Origin of the sequence: Labrenzia sp. THAF82 (genome assembly GCF_009363435.1) — a bacterium.
Taxonomy (GTDB): domain Bacteria; phylum Pseudomonadota; class Alphaproteobacteria; order Rhizobiales; family Stappiaceae; genus Roseibium; species Roseibium porphyridii.
The window spans coordinates 5,382,112-5,403,799 of the sequence record NZ_CP045354.1; the positions used below are offsets into that span (position 1 = coordinate 5,382,112).

The window sequence follows — 21,688 nt, forward strand, 5'->3', positions numbered from 1 at the left end:
GTCGTCCCAATGGCACCATTCTTTCTGCGCATTCTCAGGACGTTCTTCCATGGAAAAGAAACACCAGATCAATCTTTGGTACGCCTTTGCGGCGATGATGCTGGTGCTCCTGTTTCAGAGCTGGTGGACGACATACAAGAATGTCGAACCCATTCCCTACAGCCAGTTCGAGCAGTATCTCAAAGACAAGAAAATCGAAGAGATTTCCGTCAAGGAAAACACGATCCAGGGCAAGTTCAAGGAACCGCTGAAGGATGGGAGGCAGTATTTTGTCACCACCCGCGTCGACATTCCACTCGCTGAAGAGCTGACAAAATACGACGTCAAATTCGAGGGTGTTGTCCAAAGCACGTTTTTGAAAGACATCCTTTCGTGGGTCCTGCCCGTGTTGCTGCTCTTCGGGCTCTGGATGTTCTTCATCCGGCGCTTTGCGGAAAAACAGGGTATCGGAGGCATGATGACCGTCGGCAAGTCCAAGGCCAAGGTTTATGTGGAAACAGACGTCAATGTCCGCTTCACCAACGTGGCCGGTGTCGATGAAGCCAAACAGGAGCTGAAGGAAGTTGTCGACTTTCTAAAAGACCCGAAAGACTATGGTCGCTTGGGCGCTCATGTACCAAAGGGCATTTTGTTGGTTGGCCCTCCCGGTACCGGTAAGACCCTGCTTGCAAGAGCAGTAGCAGGCGAAGCCGGCGTGCCTTTCTTTTCCATTTCCGGCTCGGAATTTGTCGAAATGTTCGTCGGCGTCGGGGCAGCCCGCGTGCGCGACCTGTTTGAGCAAGCCCGCAAGGCCGCCCCTGCCATCATCTTTATCGATGAACTGGACGCCCTTGGCCGTGCGCGCTCCAGCGGCGCGATGGGTACAAACGATGAGAAGGAACAGACGCTCAATCAGCTCCTGACGGAACTTGATGGCTTTGATCCTTCCAGCGGCATCATTCTGCTGGCTGCGACCAACCGGCCCGAGATTCTGGATCCCGCCCTTTTGCGTGCAGGTCGTTTCGACAGACAGGTTCTGGTCGACCGACCGGACAAGCCTGGCCGCCGGGCAATCCTGGACGTCCATGTGAAGAAAATCATTCTGGCCGAGGACACCGATCTCGATCAGATTGCCCAGCTCACCGCAGGTTTTTCAGGAGCGGATCTCGCCACTCTCGTCAACGAGGCCGCCCTTCTGGCAACGCGGCGCAAGGCAGATGCTGTTACCCTTCAGGATTTCAATGAAGCCGTGGAACGTGTGGTTGCGGGCCTTGAGAAACGCAGCCGCATTCTTTCCGACAAGGAGCGCAATACGGTCGCCTTTCACGAGATGGGTCACGCGCTGGTGGCAGCCAATCTTGAAGGGTGTGATCCGGTTCATAAAATCTCGATCATACCCCGTGGCGTCGGTGCGTTAGGATACACTATGCAACGGCCAACCGAAGACCGGTTTCTTCTGTCGAGCCAGGACCTGGAACACCGGATGGCCGTCCTGATGGGCGGTCGGGCCGCAGAAGAAATCGTCTTTGGCGAAATATCGACCGGTGCTTCGGACGACCTGCAGAAAGTAACGGAAATCGCCCGGGACATGGTCATGCGCTACGGCATGGAGGGCGATCTCGGCAACCGTGTCTATTCCGCTCAACGGCAGAATTTCCTTGGTCAGCCAGCCGGAGATGTCGTTGAAGTTTCGAATGAGACACAGCGCGAGATCGACCTGGCAATCAAAACCCGTGTCGAAACGGCTTTTGCCCGCGCCAAGGAACTGCTCACTTTACACCGGACGGAACTTGATGAAGGTGCCAACCTGCTCCTGACAAAAGAAACTTTAACCGATCAGGATTTTCCGGCGATCCGCCCGCTTGCCGAACGACAGGAAAGCACCGCGGCCCAATGACCACGATGCGGTTGCGCTGTAACTGAAAAAACGCGACCGCTTGTTCTACCTTGAAGGCTCTGTTGCCCTGAGTTTCGTGCCCGCTTTCACGAGACCGGGTTGTCTCCGTCGCAATGCACAAAAAAGCGCCCGCGATTTGCGGGCGCTTTTCATTCAGAAGATGTTTTGAAAAACCGGATTTACAGCGACTAAACCAGTGTCGCCAAGGTTTTCTCCTTGACCTCGTCGAGTGTCACGTCAGGTGCAAGCTCGACAACTTTCAAACCACCTTCCACGACATCGAAAACGCCGAGATTGGTGATAATCCTGTCGACGCAGTGAACTCCTGTCAGGGGCAGCGAACACTCTTTCAAGAGCTTTGGGTCACCCGCTTTTGACGTATGGTCCATGATCACGACAACCCGTTTGACACCGGCAACCAGATCCATGGCACCACCCATGCCCTTCACCATCTTACCCGGGATCATCCAGTTGGCGAGATCACCGGTTTCAGCCACTTCCATCGCACCGAGGATCGACAGATCAATATGACCACCCCGGATCATGCCGAAGCTGTCGGCTGAGGAAAAATAACTCGTCTGCGGCAGTTCGGTAATGGTCTGCTTGCCGGCATTGATCAGGTCGGCGTCAACTTCATCTTCCGTCGGGAACGGGCCCATGCCGAGCATGCCGTTTTCCGACTGAAGGGTCACATGAACACCTTCGGGAATGTAGTTCGAAACCAGTGTCGGTATGCCGATACCGAGGTTTACATAGAAACCGTCTTCAAGCTCTTGCGCAGCGCGCTGTGCCATATCATCACGTGTCCAAGCCATGATGTGTCTCCTTTAGGCTGCGCGCGTCGTGCGCTTTTCGATACGTTTTTCGTGATTGCCCACAATGATGCGGTCAACAAAGATGCCAGCGGTGTGGATGTTGTCCGGGTCCAGTTCGCCCACTTCAACCAGTTCTTCCACTTCGACCACACACATCTTGCCGGCCGTTGCCATCATTGGATTGAAGTTACGCGCGGTCTTGCGGTAGACGAGGTTGCCCTCCTTGTCGGCTTTCCATGCCTTCACAAGCGATACATCGGAGACAAGCCCTGTTTCCAATACATAGGTTTCGCCGTTGAAATCCTTCAGTTCCTTGCCTTCAGCAATCAGCGTGCCGACACCGGTCTTGGTATAGAAACCCGGAATACCGGCACCGCCAGCGCGAATGCGTTCGGCCAGCGTGCCCTGCGGGTTGAATTCCAGTTCCAGCTCACCGTTCAGGTACTGTTTTTCGAATGTCGCGTTTTCACCGACATAAGACGACACCATCTTCTTGATCTGACGGGTCTGCAGCAACAGCCCCAGACCGAAATCGTCGACGCCGGCATTGTTGGAAATAGCGGTGATGTCTTTTGCGCCGGAGTCCCGTAGCGCCACAATCAAGTTTTCCGGAATGCCGCACAGGCCGAACCCACCGGCCATCACAGTCATGCCGTCAAAGGTCAGGCCTTCAAGCGCCGCCTTTGCGTCCGGATAAATTTTGTTCATCTTTCACTCCCAATAAAGACCGCATGGTGCGTGAGCGGCACATTCGCTGCTTGGTTCTCCGTGGTCAAGATGTCTTTGCCGCATTGCAGCGAAAAACATGAATGCACTGTCACTTAATCGATTTGGCGCGTTTACCAAGCCTTCAATCGAGCGGTTTGCGGCGTGTCTTCCCGATTTTCTGCCAAGTTGTTTATGGTATGTAAATTGTTAAAGCAAAGAATTCTGAAGTGCCGATGCAAGGGGCTGGGGTGGTTTCCTGCACAGCGCCAGCAAAACTTACTCTGAAAGAAAACGATAGCTGTGTATCAGTTCCTGTCGACAGTCTTCAAAATCGCTGTCATTTCCCTGCTCGTCGGGGCGGGACTGTCTTTTGTCAACATTACGGCCGTGGACATTTTGGGCTCTGTTGGCCTCAGTCCGATGCAGCTCTGGATCTACCTGCTGGAATTCTGGGATTGGGCCGTCCCGAACATGATCCTAGGAGCATTCATTGTGGTGCCGGTCTGGTTGGTGATCTATCTGTTCAAGCCCCCCAGGGCCTGAACAGCAAAGATCAGCTATCTGCTCCAAACGCAGCACGTTCGTCACGTTCCCGCTGCGACTGCTGGCGCTTGGTAACGATTGACGCTGCAATCACGCCGATGGTGACCAGACCGACAAGCAACGTACAGACAGCATTGATCTCAGGCGTCACGCCCAGGCGAACCTGGGAATAGATCTTCATCGGCAATGTGGTTGCGCCAGGTCCCGTGGTAAAGCTTGCGATGACGAGATCGTCCAATGACAGGGTGAAGGCCAGCATCCAGCCGGCGATAACACCTGGCAGGATGATCGGCAGTGTAATCAAGAAGAAGGTTTTGACAGGTGGACACCCGAGGTCTTCGGCCGCTTCTTCCATGGACTTGTCAAAACCCACCAGGCGAGACTGAACGACCACCGCGACATAACACATGGCAAAGGTCGTATGCGCCAGCATCACGGACCAAAAACCGCGCGCCTGATCCATCGAAACAAACAGCAGCAACAGGGAAAGCCCCAGAATAACTTCAGGCATCACCAGAGGTGCGAAAATCATCCCGGAAAAGAGCGAGCGCCCGACAAAGCGGCCTGACCGGACAAGCACCAGCGCAGCCAGAGTGCCCAATACCGTTGCGATACAGGCAGACGTGAATGCAACACGCAGTGTCACCCAGGCCGCATCAAGCAGCTGGTCGTTTTCCAACAAAGAAGCGTACCACCTCGTTGAGAATCCGCCCCAGACTGTCACCAATCGACTGTCATTGAAGGAATAGATCACCAGAAGCACAATCGGCAGGTAAAGGAAGGAAAACCCGACGACCAAAGACGTGACGTTGAACCAGGTCGGACCGCGCGTCATCCTTCTTTCTCCGACATTTTTTGCTGCTGGTTTTGGAAGAGAACGATCGGGATCACCAGGATCAGCAACAAGATAACGGCAACAGCAGAGGAAACAGGCCAATCCCGATTGTTGAAAAATTCAACCCAGAGCGTCTTTCCGATCATCAGCGTGTTGGAGCCCCCCAGAAGATCCGGGATAACAAACTCGCCCACGGCTGGAATGAACACCAGGAAGCAGCCTGCGATGATGCCAGGCAGTGAAAGCGGCACCGTTATCTTCCAGAATGCCTTCCACGGCGGACAGCCAAGATCCTCAGCTGCTTCCAGAAGACTGCCGTCCAGACGTTCAAGGCTGGCATAAAGCGGCAGCACCAGGAACGGCAGGTAGGAATACACAATGCCGATATAAACTGCGATGTTGGTGTTGAGGATCACCAGCGGTTCATTGATCAGACCGAGTGACAGCAGCAACTGATTGAGCAAACCTTCGTTCTTCAGGATGCCGATCCAGGCATAGACACGGATCAGAAAACTTGTCCAGAACGGCAGAATGACAAGCATTAGCAGCGTCGGGCGCAAGGATTGCGGTGCGCGTGCCATGCCATAGGCAATCGGGTAGCCAATCAACAGCGTAAGGAAGGTCGAGACCGCGGCAATGGTGACGGAGGAAAGATAGGACTTCCAGTAAAGCGCATCCTCGGTGAGCCAGACATAGTTTTCCAGGGACAGCTCGCCCAGTCCGTCTGTAAAGGCCTGCCAGCCTTCCGAAAGGTCGAAAGTCGGAACGTAAGGCGGAATTGCAATCGCCACTTGCGACAAGGAAATCTTGAAGACAATCAGGAACGGCGCAAGGAAAAAGATCAGCAGCCATATGTAGGGCATGGCAATCAGTAGCCAGCCTCCCAAACCCCGCCTGACCGGGGGTGCGACGTGTTCTTCCGCCATCCCCCTACCCTCTCAGTATCACACCGGCGTCCCTGTCGAACGTCAGCACCACGTTGTCATCCCAGGTGATCGGTTTTTCCACGATGCGTGAGACATTTGCGAAAGTTGATCGAAGCGTATCGTGATCGTCTTCACCCACCTTGGCATGAATGATGGAGACGTCCCCCAGATACGCGATGTCCCAAACCACGCCTCCGATCTGATTGACACCGCCGGGTTCGGCGTTGCCTTCGGCGATACGGACCTTTTCCGGACGAATGGCATACCAGACGGTTTCACCAACACCGGCATCCGTCGCCTGATCGCATTCGATGGCAAAACTGTCGACAACCGATGTCATGCGGGTGAGCGTGTCGGTCTTCTCCGTCACCTTCGCCTCGATCAGGTTCACATCACCGATGAAGTCGGCAACGAATTTGCAATTGGGTGCTTCATAGATTTCTGCAGGCGTTGCGACCTGAATCAATTCGCCCTTGTCCATCACCGCAATCCGGTCAGCAACGGTCATGGCTTCTTCCTGATCGTGCGTAACGATCAGGAAGGTCATTTTCAGTTCTTCCTGCAGGTTCATTAGTTCGAACTGCGTTTCCTCACGCAGCTTGCGGTCAAGCGCACCAAGTGGCTCGTCGAGCAGCAGGACCTTTGGCCGTTTTGCCAAGGATCTCGCCAGCGCCACCCTTTGGCGCTGGCCGCCGGAAAGCTGATGTGGCTTGCGCTTGGCAAATTGCTCCAATTTGGTCAGCTTCAGCATTTCCGACACCCGGGCCTCCACTTCCGAGGCAGGCATCTTGTCCTGTTTCAAACCGAAGGCGATGTTCTTTTCCACGCTCATATGCGGGAAAAGCGCATAGGACTGGAACATCATGTTGGATGGACGGCGATAAGGTGGAATGCCTGCAAGATCCTGTCCGTCGAGAAAAATCTGACCGGAGGTCGGCGTTTCAAATCCGGCAAGCATGCGCATCAAGGTGGTCTTACCACAGCCGGAACCTCCCAGCAGCGCGAAAAACTCTTTCTCGTAGATCTTCAGAGAGAGGTTCTTCACAGCCGTGAAGTCACCGAATTTCTTGGTAACATTGCGAAATTCGATGAAGGGAGGATGATCGGGGTTTTCCCAGGGCATGAACTCCCTGCGCACCGGCCCTACTGATTTTTTTGCCACAATATCCCCCACCGGATGATTGATCGCCTTCCTAACGCGTCCTCACGAACGCACGAGGCCGATCCATGCAACGTGCGAACCCTTGCTTCCGGTTCTTCCGGAAAACGTGAGGCCCCTCAGCACACCAAACCAAAAACCGCCGGGTCTTTCCAGAACCGGCGGTCTTTTCAGTTACTGGCCGCTTTTGACGCCAGTCCAGGTGCGCGTCACAATCCTCTGCACCTTCGGCGGATAAGGCGTCGTGGTGAAGAGGTTCTGAACCGTTGCTTCGTCTGGGTAAATCGCCGCATCGCCGATAACGTCTTCGTTTAAAAATTCCTGAGACGCCTTGTTGCCGTTGGCGTAATAGACAACATTGGACGCCTTGGCCATGACATCCGGACGCATGATGAAGTCCAAAAACTCGTGTGCTTCAGCCTTGTTGGGCGCATCCGCAGGGATAGCCATCTGATCGAACCACATCTGTGCGCCTTCTTTCGGAATGGCGTATTCAATAGTCACGCCATTGTCGACTTCCGCTGCACGGTCACGGGCCTGCAGCACATCGCCCGACCAGCCGATCGCCACGCAGATATCGCCATTGGCAAGCGCATTGATGTACTCCGACGAATGGAACTTCTGAATAGACGGGCGGACCGATTTCAGAAGTTCGCCTGCCTTCTCAATTTCCGACGGATCCTTGCTGTCCGGATCAAGGCCCAGATAGTTGAGTGCAGCCGGGATCATCTCCGCGGGAGCATCCAGCATGTGGACGCCGCATTCTTTTAGCTTTTCGATGTTTTCCGGCTTGAAGACAAGGTCCCAGCTGTCCACTGGCGCGTCCTCACCCAGGGCCGCCTTTACCTTGTCGACATTATAACCAATGCCAGTTGAGCCCCACATGTAGTTGATGGAGTAGGCATTGCCCGGGTCGTATTTCTCGACGCGGTCTTCAATATCTTTCCACATGTTGGAAAGGTTGGGCAATTTGTCCTTTTCAAGTTCGGAAAAGACACCTGCCTGGATCTGGCGCGCCAGGAAAGTCCCTGTCGGAACCACCACATCATATCCTGTTCCGCCTGCCAGCAATTTGGTTTCCAGCACCTCGTTGCTGTCAAAGACATCATAAACGACCTTGATACCGGTTTCCTTGGTGAAATCCTCAAGGACCGTCTCATCGATATAGTCCGACCAGTTGTAGACATTCACAGTCCGGTCCTGCGCCAGTGCAGCGCCGCTCATCAGGCTGAGAACAGCAACACCGGTCAACATGGTTCTTAACGTCATCTGAAAACTCCCCTCAGAGTTTGTGTTGGCCCGGTTGGGGCCTAGTCCCTGATTAAAAACGGACATTCGCGCTTTTTGCATCTTGTCTGTCCTGCAGATTGGCGATGGCACCGGATTTTGTCCAGCGCCGATTTTGTGCAGCGTCAGCTCACAAATAGGTCTGGCGCTCCAGCGACGAGATCTCCCGCCCGAATTCGTTCAATTCCTCTCTTTTAATCTCCGTCAGCACCTTGTGCATTTCCTTGCCGACAGCTTTTTTCATAAGCTTGGACGCTTCAAACGCATCGATGGCTTCATCCATCCACGGTGTCAGCCGTTTCTTCCGCTTTTCATAGGCATTGCCGGTGACAGGTGCCGGCGGATCCTTTTGCAAGGTCAGCCCTTCCATCATCCCGGCAAGAATGCCCGTCAGAACAAGATACGGATTGGCGTCGGCTCCGGCGATCCGGTGCTCCACACGCGCGGCTTCAGGACTGGAAGCTGGAACACGCAAGGCAACCGAGCGGTTGTCATAGCCCCAGCAGATCGACGCCGGCGCGTACGATCCCGGTTGCATGCGCCGGAAGCCGTTGAAGGTCGAGATAAACAGTAACAGTGCCTCAGGCATGGTTTTCAGCAGCCCGTTGATGGCATATCCAAGTCGCTCGCCTCCCGTTTCCGGGTCGGCGAACAGGTTGCCATTCTCATCCTCCATGGAGACGTGCACATGCATTCCGTTGCCTGGCCATTCCACAAACGGCTTGGCCATAAATGAAGCTTTGAGTTCGTGTTTTCTGGCAACACCGGCCACAAGGCGGCGCAGGAGTACAACATCATCGGCAGCAAGCAGGGGGTCGCGGCGATGGTGCAGGTTCAATTCAAACTGCCCGGGCGCTGCTTCAGAAACCGCGGCATCAGCCGGTATGCCTTGCGCTTCACAGGCCTTGCGCAAATCGTCGACAACCGGCAGCAGCGCTTCAAGGTCGGACAAGGCATACATGTTCTGGCGAGCTGGACCAAGGTGCGTTGAAAACAACGGTTTGGGCTGTTCGGTCCAATCGCCGTCACTCTCCTGGAAAAGATAGAACTCCAGTTCAAAGGCACAGGTTGCCGAGACGCCGTACTCGGATTTCAGGCGTGCGACCATGTTCTCCAGTACATGACGCGGGTCTGCGAGAAACGGCTCGCCGTCGCGGTCATACATCGACAGCAGAACCTGTGCTGTTTTGCGGTCCGCCCAGGGAACCAGCTTGAGGGTTTCGGGGATGGGCCAACAGACGCCATCCTTGTCGCCTGTTTCCAGATGCATGCCGGTTGCTTCAACTTCCCGGCCCCAGACATCAAGACCAAACAGTGAATAGGGGAAGGCAACGCCGCCTTCGAATACTTTCGGCAGGGCCGAGCCCGGCAGCCACTTGCCACGCAGGACCCCATTGGTATCGGGAAGGATGACTTCAAGCGTATCCAGATCCGGGTGAGCAGCCAGGAAGGCTTCAAATCCGGCCTTCCATCCATGCTCCGCAGGGTGTTCCAGGATCTGATGGGGAAGCTCGTTCATTGAGTGCTCTGTTACGCCCCTTGCCTTGTCACCGCGAGGTCACTCCACGTCATGACCATACCGACAGCTTTTGTTTGCGTCCTTTTCAAAAATGTGATCACTTTCGGAAAACCCTGTCAAGGCAGATCGAGCAGCGATTTCATTTGGCTGATTGGAGACCATCCTTGTCCGTCCGGCAAACTGCATGGCCATCAGGCATTGAGAAAAGGGACGGAAGTCCCGTTCCAAGCAAACGGGGCGCTACGCGTGAACAGGTCGATCACTCGGTGCGCAATGGTCTTTTGTCCGGCCGCTTCATTCCTGGGAAGGCGGTAACAATTCGCGGGCTCGCCACAGAGCTTGACGTCAGCCCGATGCCTGTGCGCGAAGTCCTGCAAAGGCTGGCGGCGGAAAATGCGCTGGAAGTCAAACCCAATGGCCGTGTGCAGGTGCCCGACATGACGCCAGATCGTTTCGACGAACTTCTAAAAGCGCGTTTGTTGCTTGAACCGGAACTTGCAGAGCTTGCATTGCCTCATCTCAGGACGCTGGACGTTAAGGCGTTGATCTCAATCGATGACGAGATTGACCGCCATCTGATCGGCGGCGATGCCGAAGCCTACATGAGGCTTAACCATGCCTTTCATTTCCGGATCTACAGAGCGTCGCTGTCAAAGGTGCTCTTGCCGTTGATCGACAGCCTTTGGCTGCAATTCGCGCCATTCATGCGTACGGTCTATGGGCGCGTCGGCACGGCGAACCTGGAAGATCGACACAAGGAGGCCATTCGTGCAATTGAACAGAAAAACGGGCCTGCCCTCCGGTCGGCAGTGACAGCCGACATCAGCGACGGCATGGGGTTGCTGGGCAAGGAAATTCTTACGGACGCATGAGCCTGTTGATCCTTCCGTCAGGCCATGTCATTTTGTGATCACAAATTAAACGTTCGCGCAGGCGATGACCTTTCCAAACGTGAATTCGGCGGTCGGCTCCGGGCCGATCAACCAGGTCACCCCGCCCAGTCTGCCGCGAAACCGCATTAGACCATTGGAGCTTCACGTGAGCGCAGACAACCCAGGCAGCCAATCCGCCAATCCCGTCGACAGTCTTCGGGGTGTCCCGGATGTCGACGCAGCGCGCGACTGGCTGCATGCCCGCAATATCCAGGATATCGAATGTGTGGTTCCCGATATTGCCGGTGTGGCACGTGGCAAGATGATGCCGACCGAGAAGTTCTTCTCCGGTTCGGTCATGACCATGCCTGCCTCAATCTTCGCGCAAACCATTTCCGGCGACTACCCGGAAGACGACGACAGGTTTCAACATAACCCGACCGATGGCGATCTCTATTTTCGTCCCGACTACAGCACACTGACCACGGTTCCTTGGGAGGCCGACCCGACCGCTCAACTGATCCACGATGCCTATACCCGAGACGGTGCGCCCGTTGAAACCGCGCCACGCAACGTCTTGAAACGCATCCTCAAGCTTTATCAGGACAAAGGCTGGAACCCTGTCATCGCGCCAGAGATCGAATTCTACCTGGTTCGCCCGAACACTGATCCGGACTACCCTCTTGAGCCGCCACGCGGGCGCTCCGGCCGTCCTGAGGTGGGGCGGCAGTCCTATTCCATTTCCGCCCTGAATGAATTCGACGATCTGATCGACGACATTTACGACCTGTCCGAAAAACAGGGCCTTGAGATCGACACTCTGATCCACGAAGAAGGCGCAGCGCAGATGGAGATCAACCTGCGCCACGGCCATCCGCTCGTGCTGGCCGACCAGGTGTTCCTTTTCAAACGCACGATCCGTGAAGCGGCGCTGCGGCATGACATGTACGCCACCTTCATGTCCAAGCCCATGTCGAACCAACCCGGATCGGCCATGCATATTCACCAATCCGTGCTCGACAGTCAGACGGGCCAGAACATCTTTGCCGGGGACAATGGTGAAGAGACACCGGCTTTCCTGTCTTTCATTGCAGGTCACCAGAAATATCTGCCCAAGGTCGCCTGTATAATGGCGCCCTTCGTCAATTCCTACCGGCGGTTCTCCAAGACCTCGACCTCTCCGGTCAACGTCTATTGGGGCTACGACAACCGCACAGTCGGGCTGCGGGTTCCCTATTCCAGCGCTGATGCAAGGCGGCTTGAAAACAGGATCCCCGGCTCCGATGCGAACCCTTATCTTTCCATAGCCGCCAGTCTTGCCTGTGGCTATCTCGGCATCATCAACGAGCTGAAGCCTGACGCCCCCAAATCGGACGATTGCTCCGAGCGAGCAAGGTCGCTGCCGCGCGGCTTGCCGGAGGCCGTGGCCAAGTTTGAAAAGTCCGAGGAGATGGTCGAAGTCTTTGGCGAGCAGTTCGTCGCGACATACAGGGCGATCAAATATGAGGAATTCGAAACCTTCATGTCAGTGATCAGTGCATGGGAGCGGGAATATCTCCTGCTCAATGTTTGACCTCCTCGATCCCGCCAATTTCATTCCATTGGAGTTCACGCCATGACGGCCCATTCCAACATCTATCCGACCAAGGTTCTGCAGGAGCTTGATGCTGCCCATCACTGGCATCCCTTTTCGGATATGAAGAGCCTCAACGAAGAAGGCAGCCGCATCATCACGCATGCCGATGGCGTGTGGCTGACGGATTCTGACGGCAAGAAGATCCTTGACGGAATGGCCGGTCTCTGGTGCGTACAAGTTGGCCATGGACGGCGAGAAATCGCCGATGCGGTCTTCAAGCAGATGAACGAACTTGCCTATTACAACACGTTTTTCAAGACCACCCACCCGCCGGCGATTGCCCTGTCTGAAAAACTGGCCAAGCTCGCGCCAGAGCATATCAACACGGTGTTTTATTGTTCCTCCGGGTCTGAAGCGAACGACACGGTCTTTCGCATGGTGCGAACCTATTGGGACATGAAGGGAAAGCCGGACAAGAAGGCGATCATCGGCCGCTGGAACGGCTATCATGGGTCAACACTCGCCGGCACCAGCCTCGGTGGCATGAAGGCGATGCACAAGCAGGGTGACCTGCCGGTTCAGGGTGTTCATCATATCGATCAGCCTTATTGGTTTGGCGAAGGCCACGACATGAGCCCGGACGATTTCGGCATTGCCGCCGCCCGCAAGCTTGAGCAGGCGATTGACGAAATCGGCGAAGACAAGGTGGCCGCCTTTATTGCCGAGCCGATCCAGGGGGCCGGTGGCGTCATCATTCCACCTGAGACCTATTGGCCTGAAATCCGCCGTATACTCGCCGAACGAGACATTCTCTTTGTGTCCGACGAAGTCATCTGCGGTTTCGGTCGTCTCGGTGATTGGTTCGGATCATCTTATTACGGCATGGAACCCGACTTGATGCCAATCGCCAAAGGCCTGACCTCGGGCTATCTGCCAATGGGTGGCGTCCTGGTGTCTGATCGCGTTGCGGAAGGGCTGATGAACGCGGGTGAAGACTTCAACCACGGTTATACCTATTCCGGGCATCCCGTTTGCGCAGCTGCTGCGCTCGCCAATCTTGAAATCGTTGAACGCGAAGGCCTCGTTGAAAGAGTTAGAGACGATATCGGCCCCTATCTGCAGGAACGCTGGCGAAAACTGGGTGAACACCCTCTTGTCGGTGAAGCCCGCATGACCGGGCTCATGGGAGCTCTGGAGCTTGTTCCAAACAAAGACGCCCCTCACAAACCGTTCAAGGATGTTGGAACCGTTGGCACCATTTGCCGCGATGCCTCGTTCCAGAACGGCATGGTCATGCGCGCTGTCCGTGACAGTATGATCATCTCGCCGCCACTCGTGCTTAGCCACGAAGAAGCCGACTTCCTGATCGAGACCGCCTCAAAAACCCTTGATGACACACATCAGATCCTGAAGCGTGACGGGTGGCTGGGATAGGAAAAACTTCTCATCGACATTTCGAGACGACCATTGCTCGTGCCGTGTTGATAGACAGGATGAAACAAGCCCTGCAACAAATCACCGTTCCGGAGATTTTCTTGACCCATCCTGTCGGATAAGCTGAGGCACAAACGTCCCTTGATCGAACCTAGGGAACCGGAGGAACTCAGCAATGCTCTTTTCCGTTTTGATTTACGGCAGTGAAGATTTCTACGACGCGCTTTCACCGGAAGAGCATCAGGAAATCCTGAAGAAGCATGGGGCGTTTCACGAACGCACCAAGTCCGACCGGACCTTTGCTGCGGCGACCAAGCTGATGTCGACTGGAACGGCTGTCACGGTCAATAGGGACAGCAGCGACTTTGTCGTTACCGACGGGCCATTTGCAGAAACCAAAGAGCAGTTCATGGGTTTCTACCTGATTGACACGGCCAACCTGGAAGACGCAATCGAGGCCGTGAAAGAACTGCCTTTTGACAACGGCCGCGTCGAGATCCGACCTGTAGCCTATTTCGAAGGGGCAGACTTCCAGAATGCCGAGCGCCTGGTTATCGACGCATCTTAAAGCGGCCCGTCCGCGCGTTCTGGCTGCGCTCAACCGGGCATTTGGCGACATTGATCTTGCCGAGGATGCTTTTCAGGAAGCTTCCCTCAAGGCGGTTCGCATTTGGCAATCACACGACCTGCCAAAGGATCCTGTTGCCTGGCTGATCGTCACCGGTCGGAATTCCGCCATAGACGCACTGCGCAAACGGCGAAGGGAAACCCTATCAGCGCCGGAAGATCTGGAACCGGCACTTGAAGAAAACAATCCGGAAGAAGACCTGACGGAAGCGCTTGATCGTTCTGTCTACCGCGACGATATCCTGCGGCTCCTCTTTACGTGTTGTCATCCAGTGCTGCGCCGCGACCAGCAGATTGCCCTTGCGCTCAAGGTTGTCGCAGGTCTGACGGTGGAAGAAATCGCCCGTGCTTTTCTGGTGCAGCCAAAGACAATGGAACAAAGGATCACGCGTGCGAAGAAACGGCTTCAGGCCGCCAGACTTTCCTATGAAGAACCTGATGCCGCCGAACGGGCCGACCGCCTGAGTACCGTCGCCAATGCGATTTACCTTGTTTTTAACGAAGGTTATTCCGCCTCTCAGGGAACTGCCCTGATTAAGGAACCATTGTGTGAAGAGGCCATCCGCCTTGCCCGGCTACTTGTGCGCCTCTTTCCCGAAATACCGGAATTGCGCGGTCTTCTCGCCCTCTGCCTCATCCAGCATTCCAGACGAATTGCAAGGCTGACGGCCGACGGCCAGGCGGTGACGCTGGAACTGCAGGACCGATCCCTGTGGGACAGGAAACTGGTTGCTGAAGGAACCGTTCTTCTCGAAGCAGCCTTGCGTCGTGCGAAGCCTGGTCACCTTCAGATCGAAGCAGCCATTGCGGCCACGCACGCACGTGCAGTTTCCTATGACCAGACAGACTGGCAAGAAATCGAACGGCTCTATCGAGCCCTGCAGCACATTCGCCCCTCACCCGTGGTCGCGCTCAATCATACTGTTGTGCTTGCCAAACTTCACGGACCGGAATTCGCACTTGAAAGACTGGACGGTCTACAGTCATCGCTTGAGAGATATGCCGGCTATTTTGCAGTCAAAGGCTCGCTGTTGACGGACCTCGCCCGCACACAGGACGCTTATGATGCCTTGAAGCGCGCCTTTGATCTGGCAGGCACGGATGCTGAACGGCTGCACATAGAACAGAAACTGCGGAAACTCTCCAAAGGCGCCTGACGCCTGCTTTTTTCAAAAAAATACGACACCCTGTCGGAATCGCCGAACTTCATTCGTTCTTAGAACACCTGGCCATTTCAGGTGGACTTCAAACGACGAGGACAAGAGATATGAGCAATCCGATGCAAACACATGGTGCCTTCAGCTGGATGGAGCTGCACAGCGGCGACGGATCAAAAGCCAAAGCGTTTTACACAGACCTTCTGGGCTGGGGCACGGAAGAGATGGAAATGCCCGGCATGACCTACACGGTGATTGCCAATGGCGACGAAAAGATTGGTGGTTTTCCACCCGAACAGTCAGACAACTCCCGCTGGCTGCCATACGTCACGGTCGATGATGTTGATGCACGCATTGAAAAGGCCAAGTCACTCGGAGCAACAATCGCAAGCGAGCCGATGAGCGTGCCAGGTGTCGGCCGAATGGCAACACTTGTTGATCCGGTTGGCGGCGTAATCGCCCTGATCACCTATGAAGCGCCTTCGGCGGAATAAGCGTCCCGGTGGGTCGATCAGACCGGTCGGCCACCCTACTCCCGAAGGAGTTTTGACATGAACATTGTTTCTACATTTCCAGTGACACTCTTGTTCATAGCCCTATTGGCGCTGGTACAGATCCCCATGACGGTTGCCGTCGGTCTTCGGCGTCTGAAAACGGAAACGCATTTTCTGGATGGCGGCGATGAACTGCTGCTCAAGCGTATGCGCGCGCACGGGAATTTCACCGAAACGGTTCCGATCGTGTTGCTTGCAATGGCTGCCGCAGAATATTGCGGAGCTCCAACCTCACTTCTCTGGGCTGGCGGCTGTTCCCTTCTTTTGGGCAGGCTCGTTCACTACGGCACACTGGTGAATTCCGGGTTTGGCAACGGCAGAGCCGTCGGCATGTTGCTGACGCTTGCACCGATGCTCATTTTCCCAGGCTTTGTCCTGTGGGCGCTCGCTGGCGTCAGCGCTTGAGCCTGTCCAGAGCTGCAGGCGGAATGCACGTTGCCGAACCTGCATTTTGAGTTTCAAGCTTTGATCAGAACAAACGCCGCGAAGGATATCCCTCGCGGCGCTTAAAGGTCATATGCGAACTCTACGCACCATGCGGCCTATTCCATTCCAAAACATGCTTGAGATTTCAGCAAACCTAATTCAGTACGCTTATTGTGCTGCCCCGGAATAGATCGGCTTCAGACTGTTCACGAGTTCTGCCTGGATGGGAGCGACGGCATCATTGAGTGCGGAAACGCCCATGTCATGGCCAACCTGTGTGCGGATGGGACGAGGGCCGTCCATGTCCACAAGTTCAACTATCTTCATTGCCACATTGTTGGCATCCGTGCTCGCATCTCGTTGATCAAACATGCCTTGGAACATGCCGAGCAAACGGTCTCGCCCATTTGAGAGATCGCCATATTCTCCCACCGTGCTTGTATCTCCCGGTGCCGGTGCCGTTGTTACGAGGTCGGTGCCGTGACCGCTCGGTTCCACGAGAACCGATTCAATGCCGAATGGCTCAAGCTCGTAGTGCAAAGCCTCACAATAGGCTTCCATCGCCCATTTGCTGGAACAGTAGAGACCGAAATACGGCATGCCAAACCGGCCAGCTACCGAACTGAGGCTGACAACAAGACCGGTTCTACGTTTCCGCATTTGCGGAAGCACTGCTTTTGTTGTCCGCATGACGCCATAGACGTTCACGTCGAACAGATCCTCTGCCTGCTTCATGGTGAAACCCTCGGTCAGGCCGACCGGCATCACGCCGGCATTGTTCACCAGGACATCAATCGCGCGATCCTTTTCAATGCCCTCGATAGCTCTGTCGACACTTGTCGCATCGGTTACATCAAGGTCGATGGGGACAATCGTTCCGGAAGCGCCTGGGGCATATGCCGCAAGTTCAGCGGCGGCTCCCTCGTTTCGTGTTGTCAGTCCCCGCATGCCTGCATAGACCACGTGCCCACGGTCCGCCAAACGTTTGGCGGTCAAAAGACCAATCCCTCGGCTGGCGCCGGTAATCAAAACGGTTTTCGGAGCTGCCATTTCAAATTCCTTCATTCTTGAAGATTGTGCGCATGAAAAGCGCCAGGGGTTCGTCGTCGCGGCACGCCTTCATTCTGGTCAGCGCGCCACTCCACGAATTCATGAGCCAGTCCGCAGCCTCATGGGCAGAGAGATGGCCAAGGCCGATGTCGGATGTGTCCATTTCTTTCAGGCAAGCCGTCAACTCGCGAACCATTGCCTGCCAATGCGTGTCCAGCTCAGCCTGAAACTCCGGTTTTTCATCTGCAAGCTCCGTCGACAGGTTGCACATCAGACAACCCTGCGCGAAGGCACGATCCTTCATGCCTTGGCGGGCTCCTTCAAAAAAGGATTTCAGGCGCTTGAGAGGTGGTACCGAAACGTCAGAAAGAATGCTCTGCGCGGTTGCCACTTCCTGTGCGTTGTAGTGACGGGCAACCGCGATGCCGAAAGCTTCCTTGGTGTCGAAGTAATGGTAAAAAGACCCTTTTGGAACGCCACAAGCTTTCAAGACATCGTTGATACCAACGCTGGCGAAACTGTTTTCCCGGATCAAATCCAGACCGGTGTCCAACAATTTGCTTCTGGCGGTTTCATATGCGGCTTCGTTTCGAGTTCGTGCCATTTGTTCAGACTTTCCAAAAAAGCAGATGCGCCAGGGAGGTGGTTGGGCGAGAGGCTGTTATCGGTAGCTCAATAAATAATAGACCGGTCTATTTATTGTCAATCGACAGGACTCTCACACTCGCGTTATCAGTTGGATGAAGAGAGCGACTTCTTCAAATTCAAATTAGAAACAAAGGCTTGGGCTACCTGTCAGTACAAACATCTTGACGCGCTGTATTGCTCTCGCTGCAAAAAAACGGAAAAGAAAACCCGGTTACAGCTTCCTGTAACCGGGTCAAACTTTATAGATCTGAAGGTGCGCGAGAACGCAGTGCGCACCTGTTACAGACATTAATCCCCGGTTTTGGCACAAACCGGGAGACTGAATCTTGTTACTCGGCGGCAACCGCAACGTCGCGGAAGGACCGGCGCGCCCAAGGGCGAGTACCGACTGGAATTTCTTCAACGGTTCCGACAGGCTGCAAGTATTTTGTGACTTCAGGCCATTCACCGGCCTTCAAGGCCTTCAAGACTTCTGGTTTTGAGATCTCGAACGAGGACACGCCGCACCGACGGGCCAGGGGAACCTGGTCGAGAATGTATTTGCCAACAGCCCGTATGTCGCCCTGATAGCCCAGTTGCTCCCGCAAAACGCGTGCGGCAGAGAACCCGCGGCCGTCAGCAAAACTCGGGAAATCAACTGCGACGAATGCCAGTCGGTCGAGATGCGGCTGCAAGGGCTCAACGTCATCGCCAGCTTCAACCAGCACGGCAGTCTTCGCTGAGCGGGTCAGAAACCTGTCTGCCTCTTCGACGAAGAGCGAAAGCGGAACAATCGCATCACCTTCAATCGTTTCACCTGTTTCCGCATCCGCGCGGTTCCAGGTTTCTTCGACAAACTCACCGTCCTTGTAGATCGTAGCCATTTCTTGCGTCCTCAAATTCGTATCCCGGCAACTGTTAGATGCCACTACCGTCAATTTCTTTGCCATGCGTTGGCCAATGAATGCCGCATTCCGTCTTGTCCTGGCCGCGCCAACGCCCGGCGCGCGGGTCCTCGCCCGGTGCAACCTTGCTTGTGCAAGGAAGACACCCAATCGACGGATAACCTTGAGCGACCAGTGGATGCGGTGGAAGATCATGAGATTGTGCGTAGTCCAGAACCTCGGTGGCAGTCCAATCAGCAAGCGGATTGATTTTCACGCGGCCATCATCGATTTCGAACGTGTCGAGATTGGAGCGTGTGGAGCTCTGGTGACGTTTGCGACCTGAGATCCAGGACCCAAATCCACTCAGTGCCCGTTCCAGCGGAACGACTTTGCGCATGTGGCAGCAAGCGTCAGTATCAGTCATCCAGAGCATTCCGGCCGGGTCGCTTTTGGCAAGCTCTTCCTGCAACGGTTTATGCGTCCGCACATCCGTCAGGCCCAGTGTCTCGATCAGCTCCTCGCGGTAGAGCAGCGTGGCCGGGAACAGCTTGACCGTATCGACAAACAGAACCGGTGTTGATGGATCGATCTGTGCGACCATGTGCAGAAGCACCGCTGAATCCGCACCAAAGCTTGAAACCATGGCAATATCACCGGCAAACTGATGCCGGATGGAAGACATCAGAATTTCCTGCGCCGTCGCATCCTCGAACTGGGCATTCAGAGTGGCAACTTCCGCCTGAAGGCCCAGCTCCGGATCAACACCGAGGCTGAATGTCTCATGCAGCCCCATAAAGAGCCTCCTTGAAGGGTGCCTCCCCGACCCGGCGATAGGCCTCCAGGAAGGTTTCTTCTTTGCCGGATCTGAGATCGACATAGGTGTCGACCAGTTTTTCAATCGCATCGACCACTTCATCAGACGAGAAACCGCGTCCGACGATTTCGCCAATGGATGCATTCTCGTTCGCGGAACCGCCAAGCGTGACCTGGTAGAATTCCTCGCCTTTCTTTTCCAGACCAAGAATGCCGATGTGGCCAACGTGGTGGTGGCCACAGGCATTGATGCAGCCGGAAATCTTGATCTTCAACTCTCCGATTTCCGCCTGACGTCCAGCGGCACCAAAACGCTCGGAAATACGTTGTGCAACCGGAATGGAGCGGGCAGTTGCCAACGCACAGTAGTCCATGCCCGGGCACGCGATGATGTCGGTAACGAGGCCTGCATTGCCTTCAGCAATTTCGGCTGCCACGAGCTGATCGAACAGAGCCGGAAGATCTTCCAGTTTGACGTGCGGAAGAATGACATTCTGCTCGTGAGAAATGCGAATTTCATCCTGACCGTATTTCTCTGCAAGGTCTGCAATCACGTCCATCTGCGCATCCGACGCATCGCCTGGGATGCCACCGATCGGTTTCATGGACAGTGTCACCGACGTATAACCCGGCACCCGGTGCGGGTTGAGGTTGTGCACCACGAATTGCGCAAAAGCTGCATCAGAAGCCTTGCGAGCTTCCACGGCTTGAGATGTCGAAGCACCGACTTCAAGCGGTGGCGGTGTGAAGTAAGCTTCGATCCGGCGAACTTCCTCATCAGGCAATCGCAGCACACCGAAACGGATCTTTTCAAATTCCGCTTCGATATCAGCCTTCAGCTCATCCAATCCGGTTTCATGAACCAGGATCTTGATGCGCGCCTTGTATTTGTTGTCCCGGCGGCCGTAGCGGTTATAGACGCGCAGGATCGCTTCGGAATAGGCCAGAAGATCCTCTTCCGGCAGGAAATCACGCACCTTGCGGCCAATCATGGGCGTGCGGCCAAGACCACCGCCAACAAAGACAACAAAGCCGATCTCACCCTCGGCGTTCCGTGCCAGTTGCAAACCGATGTCATGGACCTGAACAGCGGCGCGATCATTGGGCGCACCCGTGATCGCGATCTTGAACTTGCGCGGCAGGAAGGAGAATTCCGGATGCAGCGAGGACCACTGACGCAAGATTTCTGCGTAGGGGCGCGGATCAGCAATTTCATCAGCCGCAGCACCCGCGAAATGATCTGCAGTCACGTTGCGAATGCAGTTGCCCGACGTCTGGATCGCGTGCATCTCCACTTCGGCCAACTCTTCCAAGATTTTTGGCGTGTCTTCCAGTTTCGGCCAGTTGAACTGAATGTTCTGACGGGTGGTGAAGTGGCCGTAACCCTTGTCGTAGGTCCGAGCGATGTGGGCAAGCTTGCGCATCTGCCGGCCATTGAGGGTTCCGTAAGGGATCGCAACCCGCAGCATGTAGGCGTGCAGCTGGAGATAAAGGCCATTCATCAAACGCAGCGGCTTGAACTCGTCTTCACTGAGTTCTCCCGACAGCCGGCGCCGCACCTGGTCTTTGAACTGCTCCGTGCGCTGGTTAACGAAGCTGGCATCGAATTCATCGTAACGGTACATCTTCTTACTCCTGGCTGGGCGCTGCCGTTTCAGGCGCTGCCCGTTTAAGGTCCTGTCAGGCGGATACGGCTTGCGCCCGTTTGCCGAAATCTGGATGCGTGGTCGGGCCGGCTGCACGGATTTTTTCGCGCAAGCGGACCGGGACAATCACACCCTCTTCAACCGTCACGGCCATGTCATAGACGCCGACGACTTCCTGGTTTTTCTCACCTTCAGCCCCTTGGGAGAGCCCATCGGCAACTTCGTCCTTACCTTCAAAGACCTTGGCCAGGGTGATCCGTTCAACCCAGCTTCGGTTGTCTCCAAGCCAGACGACATCACCATTCAAAAGACGGTTGGCAGTTATGACTTTCATTGCGTCCACTCTCTTCA

At 55.2% G+C, this 21,688-nt stretch carries 22 protein-coding genes; 9 read left to right on the forward strand and 13 right to left on the reverse strand.

What is annotated here, in order from left to right:
• The first annotated feature begins 49 nt into the window (after window positions 1-49).
• Window positions 50-1,876, forward strand: a complete 1,827-nt coding sequence (gene ftsH / locus FIV00_RS24640; protein ID WP_152503225.1) for an ATP-dependent zinc metalloprotease FtsH — start codon at window positions 50-52, stop codon at window positions 1,874-1,876.
• 188 nt (window positions 1,877-2,064) lie between these two features.
• Here the strand turns inward: ftsH and FIV00_RS24645 are convergent, their stop codons facing one another.
• Window positions 2,065-2,691 (reverse strand): CoA transferase subunit B, encoded by a 627-nt coding sequence (locus tag FIV00_RS24645; RefSeq protein ID WP_152503226.1) that lies wholly within the window; start codon window positions 2,689-2,691, stop codon window positions 2,065-2,067.
• 12 nt (window positions 2,692-2,703) lie between these two features.
• A complete protein-coding gene (locus tag FIV00_RS24650) occupies window positions 2,704-3,399 on the reverse strand; it encodes a CoA transferase subunit A (protein ID WP_152503227.1) in 696 nt (231 codons plus the stop codon).
• Between the two features lie 300 nt (window positions 3,400-3,699).
• Here FIV00_RS24650 and FIV00_RS24655 point away from each other — a divergent pair, with 300 nt between their 5' ends.
• On the forward strand, window positions 3,700-3,942 hold the full coding sequence (locus FIV00_RS24655) for a DUF6460 domain-containing protein (RefSeq protein ID WP_152503228.1): 243 nt from the start codon (window positions 3,700-3,702) through the stop codon (window positions 3,940-3,942).
• A 10-nt stretch (window positions 3,943-3,952) separates the two neighbouring features.
• Here FIV00_RS24655 and FIV00_RS24660 read toward each other — a convergent pair whose 3' ends face one another.
• From FIV00_RS24660 to FIV00_RS24680, 5 genes are all read right to left on the reverse strand, one after another.
• Window positions 3,953-4,777 (reverse strand): ABC transporter permease, encoded by an 825-nt coding sequence (locus FIV00_RS24660; RefSeq protein ID WP_152503229.1) that lies wholly within the window; start codon window positions 4,775-4,777, stop codon window positions 3,953-3,955.
• Entirely contained in the window at window positions 4,774-5,703 is a 930-nt protein-coding gene (locus FIV00_RS24665; RefSeq protein ID WP_152503230.1) for an ABC transporter permease subunit, read from the reverse strand. The genes FIV00_RS24660 and FIV00_RS24665 overlap by 4 nt, the downstream gene beginning before the upstream one ends.
• A 4-nt stretch (window positions 5,704-5,707) precedes the next feature.
• Entirely contained in the window at window positions 5,708-6,826 is a 1,119-nt protein-coding gene (locus FIV00_RS24670) for an ABC transporter ATP-binding protein (protein ID WP_152504440.1), read from the reverse strand.
• A gap of 210 nt (window positions 6,827-7,036) precedes the next feature.
• Window positions 7,037-8,131, reverse strand: coding sequence for a polyamine ABC transporter substrate-binding protein (locus FIV00_RS24675; protein WP_152503231.1), 1,095 nt, complete (start codon window positions 8,129-8,131; stop codon window positions 7,037-7,039).
• Between the two features lie 148 nt (window positions 8,132-8,279).
• Window positions 8,280-9,668 carry a glutamine synthetase family protein gene (locus tag FIV00_RS24680; protein ID WP_152503232.1) on the reverse strand — a complete coding sequence of 463 codons (1,389 nt, stop codon included), beginning with the start codon at window positions 9,666-9,668 and terminating at the stop codon, window positions 8,280-8,282.
• A 164-nt stretch (window positions 9,669-9,832) separates the two neighbouring features.
• On the opposite strand from FIV00_RS24680, the gene FIV00_RS24685 reads away from it, so the two are divergent.
• The 7 genes from FIV00_RS24685 (at window position 9,833) to FIV00_RS24715 (ending at window position 16,293) form a co-directional block, all read left to right on the forward strand.
• Entirely contained in the window at window positions 9,833-10,540 is a 708-nt protein-coding gene (locus FIV00_RS24685) for a GntR family transcriptional regulator (RefSeq protein ID WP_209006701.1), read from the forward strand.
• A gap of 166 nt (window positions 10,541-10,706) precedes the next feature.
• Window positions 10,707-12,113 (forward strand): glutamine synthetase family protein, encoded by a 1,407-nt coding sequence (locus FIV00_RS24690; RefSeq protein WP_247649278.1) that lies wholly within the window; start codon window positions 10,707-10,709, stop codon window positions 12,111-12,113.
• 42 nt (window positions 12,114-12,155) lie between these two features.
• Window positions 12,156-13,550 carry an aspartate aminotransferase family protein gene (locus FIV00_RS24695; protein WP_152503234.1) on the forward strand — a complete coding sequence of 465 codons (1,395 nt, stop codon included), beginning with the start codon at window positions 12,156-12,158 and terminating at the stop codon, window positions 13,548-13,550.
• Window positions 13,551-13,725: 175 nt separating this feature from the next.
• Window positions 13,726-14,118 carry a YciI family protein gene (locus tag FIV00_RS24700; protein WP_152503235.1) on the forward strand — a complete coding sequence of 131 codons (393 nt, stop codon included), beginning with the start codon at window positions 13,726-13,728 and terminating at the stop codon, window positions 14,116-14,118.
• A complete protein-coding gene (locus FIV00_RS24705; protein ID WP_152503236.1) occupies window positions 14,087-15,334 on the forward strand; it encodes an RNA polymerase sigma factor in 1,248 nt (415 codons plus the stop codon). Before FIV00_RS24700 ends, FIV00_RS24705 begins: the two co-directional genes overlap by 32 nt.
• A 110-nt stretch (window positions 15,335-15,444) precedes the next feature.
• Entirely contained in the window at window positions 15,445-15,828 is a 384-nt protein-coding gene (locus FIV00_RS24710; protein ID WP_152503237.1) for a VOC family protein, read from the forward strand.
• A 57-nt stretch (window positions 15,829-15,885) separates the two neighbouring features.
• Window positions 15,886-16,293 (forward strand): MAPEG family protein, encoded by a 408-nt coding sequence (locus FIV00_RS24715; RefSeq protein ID WP_152503238.1) that lies wholly within the window; start codon window positions 15,886-15,888, stop codon window positions 16,291-16,293.
• A gap of 189 nt (window positions 16,294-16,482) precedes the next feature.
• On the opposite strand, the gene FIV00_RS24720 is transcribed toward FIV00_RS24715, so the two are convergent.
• From FIV00_RS24720 to FIV00_RS24745, 6 genes are all read right to left on the reverse strand, one after another.
• Window positions 16,483-17,364, reverse strand: coding sequence for an SDR family oxidoreductase (locus tag FIV00_RS24720; RefSeq protein ID WP_152503239.1), 882 nt, complete (start codon window positions 17,362-17,364; stop codon window positions 16,483-16,485).
• A 1-nt stretch (window position 17,365) separates the two neighbouring features.
• A complete protein-coding gene (locus FIV00_RS24725) occupies window positions 17,366-17,968 on the reverse strand; it encodes a TetR/AcrR family transcriptional regulator (protein ID WP_152503240.1) in 603 nt (200 codons plus the stop codon).
• Window positions 17,969-18,341: 373 nt separating this feature from the next.
• Window positions 18,342-18,875 carry a DUF934 domain-containing protein gene (locus FIV00_RS24730; RefSeq protein ID WP_152503241.1) on the reverse strand — a complete coding sequence of 178 codons (534 nt, stop codon included), beginning with the start codon at window positions 18,873-18,875 and terminating at the stop codon, window positions 18,342-18,344.
• Between the two features lie 34 nt (window positions 18,876-18,909).
• Window positions 18,910-19,671, reverse strand: coding sequence for a phosphoadenylyl-sulfate reductase (locus tag FIV00_RS24735; protein ID WP_152503242.1), 762 nt, complete (start codon window positions 19,669-19,671; stop codon window positions 18,910-18,912).
• Window positions 19,658-21,316: a nitrite/sulfite reductase gene (locus FIV00_RS24740; RefSeq protein ID WP_152503243.1), complete on the reverse strand. Its 1,659-nt coding sequence runs from the start codon at window positions 21,314-21,316 to the stop codon at window positions 19,658-19,660. Before FIV00_RS24740 ends, FIV00_RS24735 begins: the two co-directional genes overlap by 14 nt.
• Before the next feature lie 55 nt (window positions 21,317-21,371).
• Window positions 21,372-21,671 carry a DUF2849 domain-containing protein gene (locus FIV00_RS24745; RefSeq protein ID WP_152503244.1) on the reverse strand — a complete coding sequence of 100 codons (300 nt, stop codon included), beginning with the start codon at window positions 21,669-21,671 and terminating at the stop codon, window positions 21,372-21,374.
• Window positions 21,672-21,688 lie beyond the last annotated feature (17 nt).